The organism is Desulfosporosinus acidiphilus SJ4 (assembly GCF_000255115.2).
Lineage (GTDB): Bacteria > Bacillota > Desulfitobacteriia > Desulfitobacteriales > Desulfitobacteriaceae > Desulfosporosinus > Desulfosporosinus acidiphilus.
Window position 1 is genome coordinate 1,447,737 of sequence record NC_018068.1, and the last position, 15,208, is coordinate 1,462,944.

At 40.0% G+C, this 15,208-nt stretch carries 10 protein-coding genes and 1 pseudogene; all 11 read left to right on the forward strand.

The annotated features are described in order from the left end of the window. Positions 1-61 precede the first annotated feature (61 nt). Entirely contained in the window at positions 62-2,362 is a 2,301-nt protein-coding gene (locus DESACI_RS06655; protein WP_014826424.1) for a B12-binding domain-containing radical SAM protein, read from the forward strand. An 850-nt stretch (positions 2,363-3,212) separates the two neighbouring features. Further along, complete coding sequence (locus DESACI_RS06660; RefSeq protein ID WP_014826425.1) at positions 3,213-3,821, forward strand: DUF2087 domain-containing protein; 609 nt, start codon at positions 3,213-3,215, stop codon at positions 3,819-3,821. A gap of 16 nt (positions 3,822-3,837) precedes the next feature. Further along, on the forward strand, positions 3,838-5,121 hold the full coding sequence (locus DESACI_RS06665) for an MFS transporter (RefSeq protein ID WP_242833138.1): 1,284 nt from the start codon (positions 3,838-3,840) through the stop codon (positions 5,119-5,121). A gap of 192 nt (positions 5,122-5,313) precedes the next feature. Next, on the forward strand, positions 5,314-6,018 hold the full coding sequence (locus DESACI_RS06670; protein WP_202947870.1) for a spermidine synthase: 705 nt from the start codon (positions 5,314-5,316) through the stop codon (positions 6,016-6,018). 211 nt (positions 6,019-6,229) lie between these two features. Then, on the forward strand, positions 6,230-7,111 hold the full coding sequence (locus DESACI_RS06675) for a tyrosine-type recombinase/integrase (RefSeq protein ID WP_014826428.1): 882 nt from the start codon (positions 6,230-6,232) through the stop codon (positions 7,109-7,111). Between the two features lie 145 nt (positions 7,112-7,256). Beyond that, positions 7,257-7,949, forward strand: a complete 693-nt coding sequence (locus DESACI_RS06680) for a hypothetical protein (protein WP_014826429.1) — start codon at positions 7,257-7,259, stop codon at positions 7,947-7,949. A gap of 53 nt (positions 7,950-8,002) precedes the next feature. Continuing rightward, positions 8,003-8,455: a nucleotidyltransferase family protein gene (locus DESACI_RS06685; RefSeq protein ID WP_014826430.1), complete on the forward strand. Its 453-nt coding sequence runs from the start codon at positions 8,003-8,005 to the stop codon at positions 8,453-8,455. 349 nt (positions 8,456-8,804) lie between these two features. Beyond that, on the forward strand, positions 8,805-9,743 hold the full coding sequence (locus DESACI_RS06690) for a hypothetical protein (RefSeq protein WP_014826431.1): 939 nt from the start codon (positions 8,805-8,807) through the stop codon (positions 9,741-9,743). A gap of 96 nt (positions 9,744-9,839) precedes the next feature. Then, on the forward strand, positions 9,840-12,260 hold the full coding sequence (locus DESACI_RS06695; protein WP_014826432.1) for a hypothetical protein: 2,421 nt from the start codon (positions 9,840-9,842) through the stop codon (positions 12,258-12,260). 378 nt (positions 12,261-12,638) lie between these two features. After that, a pseudogene (locus tag DESACI_RS25735) lies at positions 12,639-12,783 on the forward strand (transposase); the annotation flags it as partial. Between the two features lie 623 nt (positions 12,784-13,406). Beyond that, on the forward strand, positions 13,407-14,858 hold the full coding sequence (locus DESACI_RS22995; protein WP_014826434.1) for a hypothetical protein: 1,452 nt from the start codon (positions 13,407-13,409) through the stop codon (positions 14,856-14,858). Positions 14,859-15,208: the final 350 nt, after the last annotated feature.

Below are 15,208 nucleotides of genomic sequence, written 5' to 3' on the forward strand. Positions count from 1 at the left end.
ACTCGTAGCATTTCAGTTTTGATTTTTTGTTTTGACCATAGTGAAAGGAATAGAGCTTATTATGAAAACACTTTTAGTTTTTCCGCCAGGATGGCATCCAAATGGGCCTTATCTTGCCTTACCCATACTTAAGTCTTTCCTCAAAAATGAGAGAGGAATTTCAGCTGATATCAGAGATCTTAATATTGAATATTTTGATCATATTTTTTCAAAAAACTATATCAAGCAATGCTATGACAAAATTAAAGCTGAAAACAGGATGAATGATATTTTGAAATTGGTCAGGGAATCTACTCTTTTAATTGAAAAGGCAAAGGAAATAAGTAAATCTCAGAAATTTTTTAACAGCAATGACAGAAAATTTGCTGTTAATACAATTGCAAATGCATTATATGTAATTAATGAGGCTTTTGAAGGACAAGATCTGAGTTTCAAAAATATCGACTTGTATCATAGTAGGTACTCATCCGAAGAAGTAATGAAATCCACAGTAGATAAGCGCCATAATCCTTATATTAATTTTTATGAAAAGGGTATTATTCAAGAAATTAACTTGCTTAAGTATAAATTTGTTGGAATCTCAATTAGTGGAAACTCACAAATAATTCCTGCCATTACACTTGCTAGATTAATTAAAAAACTTTGCCCATCTGTTACTCATATTTCACTAGGTGGAAATTATATCACGCGAATGGCTTTACGATTCGGAGAAACACATCCATTTTTTGAATTTGTAGATTCAATATTAGTTTATGATGGAGAAATCTCAATTGGAGATCTTATCGAATCTGTTAAAGATAATAAAACATTCGAAAACATTAATAACCTATATTTTGTTCATAAAACATCAAATTTAATAATTAAAAATACGATAGTTGAGACTGACTATATCAATATTTATACACCAGATTTTGATGGCTTCCCACTTGATAAGTACTTCGTTCCAGAGTTAATTCTACCAATATATAGTTCAAGAAGCTGTTTTTCTAATTGTGCTTTTTGCACAGTTCCAAAAGCAACATCTGGAAAGTATCGGAGTTTTAAAGTAGATAAAGTTTTCAGTATTATGAGGGAATTAAAGGCAAAGTACGGTGTTAGCATATTTTGTTTTGTTGATGAAACTTTAAACCTTAAAAACATGGAAAAACTATGCCAAATGATAATCAATGAACAGGAAGAAATCTATTGGTACGGCGAAACTCGTTTTTCTCCCAATATATCAGAATTGCTATGCGAAAAATTGTATAAAGGAGGATGTAGGCAAATTCAATTCGGGTTGGAATCGTATTGCCAAAGGGTTCTTGATAAGATGAAAAAGAATGTCAAGATTGAATGGATTGAGCCCTCAATTCGTAATTTATATAAAGCACATATCCCTGTTCATTTGTTCTTTTTTACCGGCTTCCCTACAGAAACTTCTGAAGAAGCTTTAACGACGTACGCTTTCACTCGCAGAATGCTTGCAGAATCTCGTGAAGAATATCATGTACCCACATCAACGTATGGCTTTGGCCAATTTGGTTTAGAGATTGGTTCTGATGTTTGGTTTAATCCAGGTGATTATTTTGTTGAGGTTAAGCCTGTTTCTGGTTTGCAAGATTTAAAGTTGAATGTTGATTACACTGCAAAAGTTGGTTTGACACAAGAACAAAGCGAATTACTCGTTAATAAGCAGAAGGGAAATTATCCAATCTTTTCAAGACTTGCGTTCCCACTGCCAAAAGAAGTTGTTCTATCTGAAAAAGTAAGTGTAATGGATGCAATCTATAAAACGTCTTCAACTGAAGATTATTATAAAGTGAAGTATAGCCACAACTATATTAATAGTCTGGAACATTGTCATATCGAACTTACTGAACACACTTACATTGTCGAAATAGGCAACAATATCATTTTTTACAATGTTCCAAATAGAAAAACATATAGTGCGCCAATTGCCCAAATTTCAATGTCAGATATGATACGAAATGGAGAAACAATTTCGGCAATGAAGAATAAATGGTCAGAAGAAGATATTAATTCATACGTTTCTGATTTAGTGTATTATGGCTTAATCAAAATTCGTGAATCGGCAGAGCCTTATACAGACACAATTGATGAGCATAGGATTGGAATAGTAGAAGATGTCATGTGGGATTATGATGACCAATTCGATATGTATATCTGTATGAATCCTCATTCGAATAGTCTAGTGAGGTTAAGTAAGGTTTCTAAAACATTGTTAAGCCTATTTGCAGATTCTAAACATCTTTCGGAGATTGTTTTAGTACTTCAAGACAATAATATTCGTATTTCTGAAAGTGCAATAAGATTATTAGTTACTAAATGCCTCAAGGAAGAAATTCTATATCTTATAAAGTAGCTTATTGTTATAGGTGTAGACTTTTCCTTTTCGTGCAAATGCTTAAGAGGAGAAGTTCTATATATATTACTCAATAAACCTACGTTTTATTAGGGTTTATCGAGTTTGCCAATTGGCACAACGCAAATATCTAATCGAAAGGAGGAATTAGGTTTGAGTAAAGAAATACTGAAACAACTCCAAGAAGAAGCTTTAACCAAGGAAGTCACGGCAGAAGTGTTCGACACATGTTCCAACTCCACTCAGTATGTGTAGTGACACCAATTGTTTACCAAACTGAACAATATTCTACAATTAATTTACTTAGAGTGATTAATGCGGAGTGGTAAACAGGATTCTGAGCAGAATACATTGACTCGAAAAGGTTAATGTATTCTGCTTCTTCTTGTTTGAATTTAGAATAATTCGAATTGAATTAAACCTAATTGGGTAAAAATTCTTTCTTTGTTAGACTTTCACGTACTATTTCGGGATAAAAATGACAAGGTTCATCCATCTTGTAAGGAAAGGTTAAGACCACGTTTTTATTAAAGAGGCTTATTCAATCTGCCCTTTTCCTTAGGGAGAAAGGCCTAATCTTTAAATTCCAGGCAGACGCAATGACATCTAAATACCGGGTGTCGGGGCATGCGTGTTGGATCATTTGTCTGAGGATGCGTGATGATGCTTCTCTGAGCAAAGACAAAAACGGTGCAGGAGTGGAAATACGCAGAAACTTGACAACAATACTAATTAGATTAAAATCTAATTAGATAGTGATCTAATTAGTTGTTCATAGAATTATTCTTGGTGATTCTTATACTGAAAATAGGGTGTTGTCAGGGGTTGTAGAAAAAGGAGTGATAAACCATTGCAACTAAATCGAATTATTAATTTTCACAAGGCATTATCTGACCCTACACGTATTCGTATTCTGGCAATTTTGGCGAAGGAGCCTCACCATGGTCAGGCCCTTGCTGAACGCCTTGGAATAACCCCTTCGACGATTACTCACCACATGGCAAGACTTCGCGATGCAGGTCTTGTGAAAACTAGACGAGAGAAGAATACGATTTATTTTTCTTTGGAGGAAATGACATTACAACAGGATGCTCAGGCAACGGTAAATGTCATCCTTGAACCAGCAAACAATAGGGTCATGAAAATTGAATGGGAGGCAAGCATTTTAGATAGTCTGGAAAAAGAACGTGATGGTGTTCTCAGGAATTTCTTTACACCTGATGGTAAACTGAAACAAATTCCTGTTCAGCATAAGAAAAAACGATTTGTTTTGGAACGGATGTTAGAAGGATTAGTGGTAGGGCGAAAGTATTCGGAAAAAGAGATTAACGAGCACATTAAAACCTTTTATCCTGATTACGCAACCATTCGGCGCGAGTTCATTATCTACCGATATATGTACCGAGACAATGGGATCTATGAAATGAATCCTCCAGAACTATGGAAAAGAGAGGATTAAGACAGTGTGGGGAAAAGTGGGTTTAATCCGTGACAATATATTATTCCGACGCATAATTTACGCGGCGTTTGTCAGTTCATTGGGAGATTGGTTTAATAGTATTGCTGTCATAACGTTAGTTCTAACTCTAACTCATTCTTCTCTTGCTGTGGGAGTGACCTTGGCGATGCGCGTGATTCCATACCTCATCGCGGGTCCGATCGGGGGGGTTCTAAGTGACCGATTGCGTAGGACACAGGTGATGATTGCTTGTGACCTTATTCGCTCCGTTTTGGCCCTCGGTTTTTTATTTGTTTTGCGTATGGAAGATATATGGCTTCTCTATGTATTAAGCACTACTCTCGTATTCTTTTCAGCTTTTTATGGTCCTGCCCGCTCGGCCTATCTTTCGAGCATAGTTAAGAAAGAAAATATCGGCATTGCCAGTTCTATTACGACTGGGCTTAATGGCATTGCCATGATTTTGGGATTTAGCTTGGCTGGAATTACTATTGCGGAGTTTGGCGTTTCGATTGCCTTTGTGTTCAATGCGTTCTCCTTTATCTTTTCAGCTTTCTTTCTTGTAAAAGGCGCTCGTAGTGAATTTGCTCAATATAGGGATTCCGTTATGCCTATCGCTAAGAGTAAAAATGCAAATGTTGATGTTACGAAGCTAATCGTCAGTTATTGGGCATCCTTTAAAATCGGTGTATACGGAATTACTCGGAATAAACCTGTTGCATTCGTTGTTTATCTCTTCATGGGTGGGGCGATCGGAGGGGGGGCCATCAATGTTTTAATTTCTGTCATGGTGGATCAGGTGTTTGGTGGAGGGAGCAAGGGGTTAGGGCTTCTGTATGCTTCGTTGGGGGCCGGAACCATAGTGGGTAGTTTTACAACAGAGCGTTTGTTTAAAGGGAACCATAAACGAATGCAAGCAACTGTGGGCTTAACCTTAGTCCTTGAAGCATTGTTTCAGATCTTTTTTGTCAATAGTCCGAACCTTAGTGGAGCGATGCTTGGGCTCATAGGCGTAGGCTATGCAAGTGCGTTAAGTAATGCGATGGAACTGACGATTATCGCTTCCTTAACGCCAAATGAGATACAGGGAAGAGTTTTTTCTGTATCCGAAACACTGAAAGCAACCCTTCTTGGGATATCCATGATGCTCGTTGGGTTGTTAACGAGTAGGGTTGCTCCTCAACATGTAGGTGATTTAGGAGCAATAATAATTTTTTGTTCTGGTCTACTCTATACTTTGATGTATAAATCGTATAAACGTAAAGATGTTGAAGTTATTCAGGGTTCTAATAAGATTTGAGGGAAATAAAGATATGGATGGTCTTTGATCTATAAGCAAACTTTACTGGTCGTTGATAGAAGCTTAGCAAAATTTATTTTTTGCGACCACTGACTAATCTATTTATGTTGGTTTGACATAATTCCCTTTCCGAATTTTGTTGGCAATATATAGAGAAGAGATTAGGAAATGGTCACAGTAATTATGTAATATTTGAAGGAAAACAATAAACAATTTAAAATTAAGGAGACTGTATTTGTGCAAAATGATATTAAGGTAATCGAACGCTGCATAACTCAAAGGGGAGAACTACAATTACAAAAACGTAATCAAGATTATGAAATAATAAGCAATGGAGTATTCTTAATGTCAACGTACAATGGTGATTCTGAACGGAAATTGGTTTCCATGGCTTTAAAATTCTCATCCAATCCACAAAAAGTTTTAGTTGCGGGTTTAGGTGTAGGTTATTCTCTTCAAGAAATGCTTGATGAAACTGAAGTTAAAGAAGTTGTAGTACTTGAACTTGAGGCAAAGATCATTGAATGGAATTATAATTATTTTTCTCCACTAATGGGTAATTATTTAAAGGATTCTCGGATTCGGATTATACAACAGGACTTACTGACCTGGCTAGATTCTGCCGAAGACAAATTTGATACCGTTTGTATAGATATTGATAATGGTCCTGAGTGGACTGTTATGGAATCTAATTGCCGTTTATACACTGAAAAAGGTCTATATTCACTTTCTAAGATTCTTAATCCATATGGAGTAGTTTCATTTTGGAGTTCTTCGTCATCAGTAAATTTTCATAATCGCTTAAAGCAATACTTTTGTAATGTAAAGGAATATCAAGTTCAAAGTATGCGTGGGGCCCCAGACTACATTTATCTCGGGCAAAATTATAAACGATAATCACTAATCAATAATCAAAAAGTGGATGCGGGAATGTTAATAGAAAAATACAGTGTAACCTTGAATTGGAATTAGGTCGTAGAATATTGTATTCTAAGACGCAAAGTGGTATAGTTATGTCGTAGAATAATAAAAAAGGACTCTGAAAAAGGGCAGTTTTATATGTCGTAGAACACAAAGAACTTTATGAGAGAAGGCCATAGAAGATAATATGACAGATTATATTGAGAGGTTTTTAGATAATTGTAATGTCTCTGAGGCATCCATAAAAAGCTATAATTATGTGCTCCGGCGATTTCAAAAATGGGTGGAAGGGACAACGGGTGATCCTTTTTCTCCTGAACAATTAAGTAAAATGCTTATTGAAGACTATAAGCAATCCATAAGGGAAAAGTCCCCAACCTACATCACTAAGAATCTAGTCGTCATAAAGATGTTTACGTTATGGGCGTACGATAAACAAATGATTGATTATGATCCGGCTCATTCGATCAAGTTTCCGGAACAAGTGGATCCAGGCCCAAAATGGTTAAGTCCTGGAGAGAGAAAGAAACTGATCAATTATCTTTATCGCGGAGACGTGGATCGTCGGATTATTCTCTTGGTCGTTTTAAGTCTTTCGGCGGGATTAAGAGCCGAAGAGGTTACGGAAATCAAGAATGAACATATAAAGGCTATGGCTACGAAGGGAACTCTTGAAGTGTTTGGAAAAGGTGATAAACGAAGAATCGTTCCTTTAAATAAGAATGTCATTGAGGCTATCCGGAATTACTGGCAGGACTATCCGGACCGGCGCAAGGGATATCTATTTACGAACTTAAGGAAAGGCACAAAATTAACGACCCGTGCCATTCAATATATCATGCAGGATCTTCAGGAAATCCTTAAGTTCGAAGAACCCTTGACGTATCACCGGTTAAGACACACTTGTTTTAAAAAGATGGCGGATGACGGAGAACCCCTTGATCGTATTGCCCGAATTGCCGGGCATATGAAGAAAAATGGACGCCCAAACCTTGACACAACGGTGATTTACACAAAGCCCAATCTTGATGATCTACAAGAGGTCGTTCGCAGGCAGGAGTGGGATTGATAAAAAATAGTTCGTTTAATAATGTAGAGACTATTATTTCAGCAAAAATACTTAGCACGAATAAGCAAGAGAATGTCTTTTGAATGGCTTATAATGTTTTTTAAAGCTATGAATTCTGGAACCAAGAAGGGAGTCCTAAAAGTTTATGAGGTATGAGAATCTTCCGGAGTTTATCCGTTATCACGTTGAAAAATCTGAGTTGCCGCCGGAGATCCCGGATGTCGTGTCATACGATAAGGACTTACGTGAATGGCATAACAGCAAAGTTTCAATGAAATGTCACTCACTAACCTTATACTATCCATTCAATGGAGGTTACATCGCAGAGCTTTTAATTTGGGAGTTCCCTTTAGGTGATGGTGAAAATCTTAAAGATACTACGAGGTGTGAAATTAAGTCGATCATTTCCAGTAAGCGGATTGCTGAATTATTTAACTTAAGCTCTAGGTTTTCAGACGATGTCTTAAAAAATCGAGAGTATCGACCGAAATTATACTTTACCGATCCCCAGCACGAAGAACTATTTAAGAAGTATCGTGAAAAATTTCCAGACCGATGGGACTATCATGCGCTCATTTACATACTGACATCCTCACAAGGGATGCGTGAGGTCATTCTAATTGATGACGAAGGTCCGGATTGGGAGGTAATGGACCAACGTGCGCAGAGCTTAGGATCACAACACCAAAAGCTCTATGAGTTTTCAAAAAATATTATCGGCCGAAGTGATAGTTTTGACTTTGGAAAAGCAGTATTTATCTGGCCTCAAGATATATGGCCGATAGTTAATGAGGCCATCCAGATCTGTCGCGGTAAAGGGAAGACATATGGAAAATAAGAATTACTTAAAAACGTATACAAAAGCTTTCTTCAAGAGAAAAGATAAATCTTTTGAAAGGGGGCATAAGAATTACGAGTATTGAAACCAAGCTCCTACATCGTTTGGAGCATTTAGACGAAGGACAAAAAAACGAGTTGTTAGAGTTTGCGGATGGATTAATAAAGAGTAAGGGGCTGCCGCCAGTCCAAGATGTTTTAAGCCTAGAAGATATTAAGAATACCATTGTACCTTATTGTACGGAGTACCCTATCAGAAAAATAGGTATTTTTGGGTCTTATGCTAGGGGCGAGGCAGATGAGGAAAGCGATATTGATTTGGTCATAGAATTTGACGGTGAAATAGGGCTATTGGCATTTTCGGGACTTAAAGCTCGTTTAGAAACCTCGCTGAAAAGAAAGGTCGATTTGGCAGAGCCTGTAACGATGTTTGAACGTATCCGGACCAATATGGAGAAGGAGGTTATTGTAATCTATGAAAAAAACAATAACGATACTTGTTCATAGAAATGGCATTAAATGAAATTAACGATATTGCATCGTATTGCGCGGGCGTCTCAGAGGAAAGATTCAAAACCAAAAGCTTTATTCCTTACGATCTAGAATATTGGTAATTACTGTTCTAAAATTTCCAATGAAATCAAAAGGGCTAATAAGCCACATTGACTGGATAAATATAAGGGGCTTGTGTAATGTCATCGCTGATAAATACGGCAAAGTCCCAATGTCTCGGGTTTGGTCAATAGTTTAGAATGATCTGTCGCAAATGGGATATAACCTTAGAGTATTTTGACAACGAGAGGTTGATTTTGTGGGAATGTTCTTTAGTAATCAGTGAAAGGTTGGTGTATGAACCATGAAACTGAAAAAAACTAAGTTAGTTGGATTTATTGGAGTAATAGCCGTAACCGTACAGATGTTCCTTCTTCCAACGTCGGCCAAAGCCGCAGATAGCTCACATTATGAAATGAAGGGATGGAAAATGGGTGTAGTTGGTAACACTGCAAGTATTAATTTCGGTTTCATCGGTAGCGATGGCGCATCATTAGTATCGACACAACCCATTCCCTTATCGATGGTTGCGGGTCATGAAAACGATCCTTCTTGGACGGGTTATGATTCTGCTGCACCTATTTTAGCTTATATCAAACAATATGGAATTAATAGCAATATAATAGAAAGCATGAATGCTACTTGCTATGATCCTTCGATATTCCAATCGCTTGCAGCACAAGGAGTGAATTTAAGTCAACTAGGCGGCCCAAATGCTCCTCCAGGAAGCACTCCTCCAGCTGATCTTGTGGGTAAGGCGAACTATGGTAGCAATATAGGTAAGGTTCTAGTAGGCGTTGGAGTTCCTGCTCCGGATCTATCGGGTTTTTTGGGAACTGCAAGTAAAAGCACTAGTACGAGCAAAGCCTCTTCTCCCCTGAAGGTGACGGCGACGACAAATCCAACTCCCACAGCCCCAGCACCTATTCCTTCATCATCTTCTACAGCTTCAGTTCAGAATGCAACACCAAAACAAGCGACATCGACTCCTAAAGTTACTACTAATCTAAATCCGGTTCCTCAAGCTCAAGAGACAGCTGCAGCATCAAAGACGGATCCACAAAGAACGGATCCGCCGATTATGGCCCTGCAGGATAAAACTCAGACTAAGATTGAGTCGCCATCAGCCCAAAATAGCCAATCAAAGAAAACTCCATGGGCAATGTATGCTGAAATTGGTGGGTCTGGGATTTTAGCGCTAGGATTGATCACCTTTGTAAAGCTTAAATATTTTAAAGCATAAAGATTTCCACGGAAGAGCCTGGTGCAAAATTGCACCGGGCTCTTTTTGTGGGAAGAATCCTTTTAAATATTAAAGATAGTTTGAAAGGGGATGGCTATGGTTAAAAAGCTTGTTAGTTTAATCCTATGTCTAATGTTATTATTCCCAACCGCTACCATGGCCGCGAATAACCTTACGTGGGATACAAACTATTCGCGGACTAGGGCAACCGAAGACGGAATGAGCCAGCTTTACAACGAAACTCCGATAGCGGTTTCAATCGGAGATGCTTTAGGAACTTGGTTATATAGCTATTCCACGCCCATTGCTTACGGAAACACTTTATATCAATATGCTTGGAATACTGATTCGAATATGGGCTATTTAGTTGCAGTCGATATTTCAAAAACAAACCCTCAAAGTGCTGCGGATTTTCATGTGCTATGGGCAGCCAAATTTAGCGCCACCTCTGGAGAACGCATTGACGGAAGTCCTGGGCCATCAATTTCACCAGATGGAAACTATATGAGCATTGCTGTAGGGGAATATCTGTACACTTGGCCGATGAATGTTGGTGGATCACCAAATGTACCTGATAGTAGCGGAATGATGAAGAACTATTCAAAGTATACGATCACTGGAAACCCATCTCAAGACACTAATCTTATTGCAATGAGTCCGGCAATAACTGAGCAGTCCTATACGTGGCAAGGCACAGATATTAATACTTTAGAACCAACAACTTTTAGTGTTCCTGTAACATGTGCCGGTTCGTGGAATGGTGGTTTTACAGTTGCTCCGTTGTATGTTCCGTCAAATATTGATCCACTTTCAGTCATTCCAGGTGGTTTTACAACAACGTCTGTTAATCCATCCTGGGCTGGCGAAATTTTCACGTCATCTCCTGCCATTCAAAGTGATGGCTACGGAGATATTCTCTTTGGTGTTGACGGAGGGTACCCAGTACTCTTCGTATTTCATCCATCCAGCAAGACAGTCGGTTATACAGGTGGAGGAAACATTAAATATGGCATTGCCAGCGCGCCGGTTATTGATTCAGACACTGGAAACATCTATGTCCCGGATAAAATGGGAAACATTTATTGTTTCAACAACAATGGAAATTACATGGCGCAGAATAATTCACTCTATAACGGGAACCTCATCATATCAAACCTTGCGGTCGATTCTAACTATATTTATGCTGTTAAATCCGGCTATAGTGAGGTCCATGCGATTGATAAATACACAATGACCGATGAAGGGACCGTATTTTCTGGAGCAACGGGCTTCATCGATCCCAGCGTTGTGATTAATCCGTCGACGAAGACAAGTATGGTGGCCGTCAATGACGCAAATGGATATGTTCATATATCAGCCTATAATAGCTCCTCTGGCGGGGTATTTATGGGCTCTGGTGGCTTATCTACCTCAGCGAAGGGGTATGCCCCCCCGCCGTATGTATCGGTGCTCATGGATGCCGGACCCAATCAGCTAATTGCGTCATGGACGAACGATGCGGTTGCCGGAGGGGAAAATGGTGCCCTGGAATTTTGGGTACCGCAGGTGAGTCAATTAACAGCTACCGTAAATCCGGAAAAAAATCAGCCGAACGCCACAGCAACGCTGAATGTTGATACCACCATTGATAACACTATGAGTGATGTAGTGGCTCAATTGCCTGATGCCAATGGGAATCCAGTCCCCATCACTCAAGCGACAGAAATGAATTATATTTCTAAATCGCCGGGAGAGAATGGAACAACGATTTATCACTGGCAGCTGCCGTTCCAAGTGGGATCCAATCCGGGAACCTACAGTGTTCCTGTCGAGTTGCGTTTTACTTCGCCAGGCTCAACGGCAGCCCCTATTGATTCAAGTGCCTCCTATGATGTCCTGAAACCACCGGGAGGGATCGTGAGCGATAACGGGGCCACCCTTACCCTCGGCAGCTATGCCTTGCCGGAAAATCGTCTGAAACCGGGAGAATCCTTTAAAGCCTGGCCGAGAAGTCAATTATCGATGCAGCACCCATCCGGGACCACCTATTTGGGCGATACGATTCTCGCGGATCTGACCGTAGCAACGCCAAAGTTGCCCGACCCCTTAGATATTCTTGTGTCAGCATATCTAACGTCTGCCACGGTTACCAGACCGGAAGGGTATGCTCAAGACTCCCAATGGCTCTCTCATACGATTCAAGACCCGATGACGATAACGGCTCCCCTTACAGCTACCTTACAATTTGAAGAAACTTGGGGAGGCTGGCAGCCTGGAAAATATCTGGCAGAAACCCCGTCCTGGGCTTACAGAGCTCCAACGCTTCAAGTCCCGGATGCTCCCGTTAATATTGGGGTGGATTACGTTGTTCATGTCGTTTATCAATATCCGGTCTGGGTCTGTAGCGACAAAGCTTGCTGGGTTGTCTATCAGACAGCGGAAATGGATGTGCCAGGAACGGCGGTCGTTCCCATTCAGGTTTACGGTACAGATTTTGTAGTGGTACCCGTAATTTCAGGAAGCAGTTATACTTACTGATTCCGTGCTTGCCGATAATGTCGGTCCTATTGAAGTAAGGGTAAGAGAACTTGTCTAGAAGCTGAAAAAGTCATTGTCTTAAAATAATTGCTAAAGAGGGAATAAGGATGGACTACATACGTGAGATTATCCCTGGCCGAGAACAGTTTGAATTAGTTAACCTTGCGCTGCCTTTATGGCTTGCCAAATATCATTTCTGGCTAATAATCTTGGGTGCTGGAGGATTTACAAGGTACAATGCTTTTGAAGTTTCATTAGGCATAGAAAAGAAAAAAAGCATCACTATTGCCAAAGCTATTTCGGCTACAGGTTTTATAGTTTTTACCTTCGGGGTTGTTGGATGGGTAACGTTTCCAGTGTATCAATATTTATTGAGCAAGACCTATAGAGGTGGAAAGTGTCTTTGGAGATATCAAAGGCAACTTTGGTGTGCGACGATTTATCCTAAAGGGATTGGAAAAGGTCAAGGGGATTACATTGTATTGCCCATAACATGAGAAAACTGACTGTCGTCTTAGGATAGACGGTCAGTCAGTTTAGCCTTCCCCATTCGAAACCTATTGAGGGGCTGTGAGAAACTAAGTTTCAACACAGCCCCGTGTAAAAAGGGGATCATTTATTAGTGGCCCCAAAAAGAACGAATCGTTGCTATACCCCTAGTACTCATACCCCTTGTTGGGGATACGTTGTGTTGTTTAGCTAGTTTTTCATAAGCGTATATCAAAGGGTCATTTTGGCCTTTTGATTCTTCACTTTTTCTATCTCCACCTCGCTTGTTTTTTTCACGACTGACAGCAAAACGGGGTATCAGCAGTTAAATTATTTTGAATAAGCAATGGCAAAAATGAAACCGCCTTTCTCACAACGAGATTGGCGGTTTCTTATTATTTATGCGATGTGTATTCGTGAACCTATAAGGGGATCGAAAGAAAGTGTTTTCTGTGGTGATTTTGAAAATATCTCACATGGAATTAAAAGGTAAATGTACATTTATATCGAAGATACCATTATGATTATTATTTTAGAAAGAAAGGAGATTTTGTTTAAATTCAAGTATTATTATATTGGGCTGTTAATCATTTACCTTGGATTCTAGGTTACCTCGGCGTAAGTGTAAACACTACTAACTGACTCAAGGAGGAAACGATGGCAACTTTAAAGTATGGCTCATTGTATGCAATTCAGAATGGGTACGGAAATTGGAATGGTGGTTATCTTGATACTCGCGGTTACAGCAACACTGGAAATATGCTGGCTGTATCCACAGCAATCGTCTGGAATCGGGATCAAAACAGCGGCATATGGAAAATTCTCTCTGCATCAGGCAAAAATACTGGTGATCCCGTTTGTGCCGGAGATTCGGTCTATTTGCAAAATCAGTACCCGGCAAATCCCTCAGTTCTGGGAGGATATCTGGATACGCGTTGCGGTGGCTGTCAGGGTAACTTTCTATGCGTTTCGACAGCTGAAACTGAAAAAAGAGACGGCCTAAGCGGAACTTGGTTAATCATAACCTCGAATCTGACCGGACAACCGGTGGAAGAAAGCGACGATCTGTGGCTTCAGAATGAATACGGTTACGACGGTGGGTTTTTGGACACCCGCTGTCCAGATTCCGACAATCTGCTCTGCGTATCAACCAGTGCCACAAAAGAACGGGATTCCAATAGCACCCACTGGCGCTTCGTTAATGCTAAAGAGAGCGCAACAATCGACAATGTCAAATCGGTTTTTAGCAACTTGGGCAAACAATCATTCTGCCATACATATCATAAAGAAGACTACCTTCCTGGTCTTATTGAGTCGCACTTCAAAGCAGTTGCCGCCTTCGGCCATAAGCTTATCTTCACATACACGAATATCGATATAACAGTGGGTGATGGAATATACATGATTGGTGACTACCATCCCTGCGATGAAACAGATAATATCCCTAAAGTCTTTAAAACCGACCATCCCGGATGGGGTCATCCCTGTGGGGCGCAATCATGTGGGGATTTTATGGCAATGGGAATACAGGAAGACGCTGATGGCAACAATCCGTCGGAGATTCGAATATACGATATCAGCATGGTTCAATATAATCAACCCATGAAAAACATTGGAGTTATCAAGAGAGAACAAGGAGTTAATGGCGTGGCAATGACGAAGGAAATTGGGCCGGACGGTAGATATATTATCGCAGCGAAACAGAGTCATTTATCTATCTATAGGTCGAGCGGCCCCGTCTTGGACGCAACGACTACGTTTGACGAGATACCAGGTTTTCCGCAAGACGATTTCGGCGGCTGCGGCCTTGGCTTAGTAACGCAAACAGATGGTACTATTTACCTCTTCTCTTTTGGAGGAGACGATTTAAGCCAAAATAACCACATAGACCTTTTTGAGCTCGATCTCCAGAAGGCAACATGTACGAAAGTGGATACGAAGAAGCTGGACGTGCCCGGCTTTACAACTTCCTTTCGGTGGGGAAAAGGACTTGCAGTCCGTTCATCGAACGTGATTGAGTTCTATGCTACTAGCCGGAATATGTTTCCGCGGTTGCCGTTTTCGGTTATCAGCTCTTTTGATATGGCAATTCTTGTCGCTACCGGATAATGTGTGGGTTGATGAGGCCGCGAAATGCGCTTGCAGCCAGTTTCGCCACGTCAAATTGCATGAGTTTTCCAAGACATGTGGCGGTGACCCATGTCCGCAAGTAAGTGAATCAACAACAAGTAAATGGGGCTGTCGCATTCGGGATAAAAAATCTCTTACGGCAGTCCCTCCCTTTTCGAGTCCTATAATTCACATTTAGTAAAGTTCATAAAAAAAAACATTCTCTATTTTCGTCCAAATTCCTCTTTGACAGCCAATTTACTTGTTTTCATTTTCCGGTTTTCCGGCTCATTTAGCGTGTTTTTAATACGAAGGCTAGAATCCGTTTTTCTCTAGCTTACATCGATTTA

Coding starts and splice junctions, on each gene's coding strand:
- DESACI_RS06655 (WP_014826424.1), top strand. CDS start 62: ATGAAAACACTTTTAGTTTTTCCGCCAGGATGGCATCCAAATGGGCCT.
- DESACI_RS06675 (WP_014826428.1), top strand. CDS start 6,230: ATGACAGATTATATTGAGAGGTTTTTAGATAATTGTAATGTCTCTGAG.
- DESACI_RS06680 (WP_014826429.1), top strand. CDS start 7,257: ATGAGGTATGAGAATCTTCCGGAGTTTATCCGTTATCACGTTGAAAAA.
- DESACI_RS06690 (WP_014826431.1), top strand. CDS start 8,805: ATGAAACTGAAAAAAACTAAGTTAGTTGGATTTATTGGAGTAATAGCC.
- DESACI_RS06695 (WP_014826432.1), top strand. CDS start 9,840: ATGGTTAAAAAGCTTGTTAGTTTAATCCTATGTCTAATGTTATTATTC.
- DESACI_RS22995 (WP_014826434.1), top strand. CDS start 13,407: ATGGCAACTTTAAAGTATGGCTCATTGTATGCAATTCAGAATGGGTAC.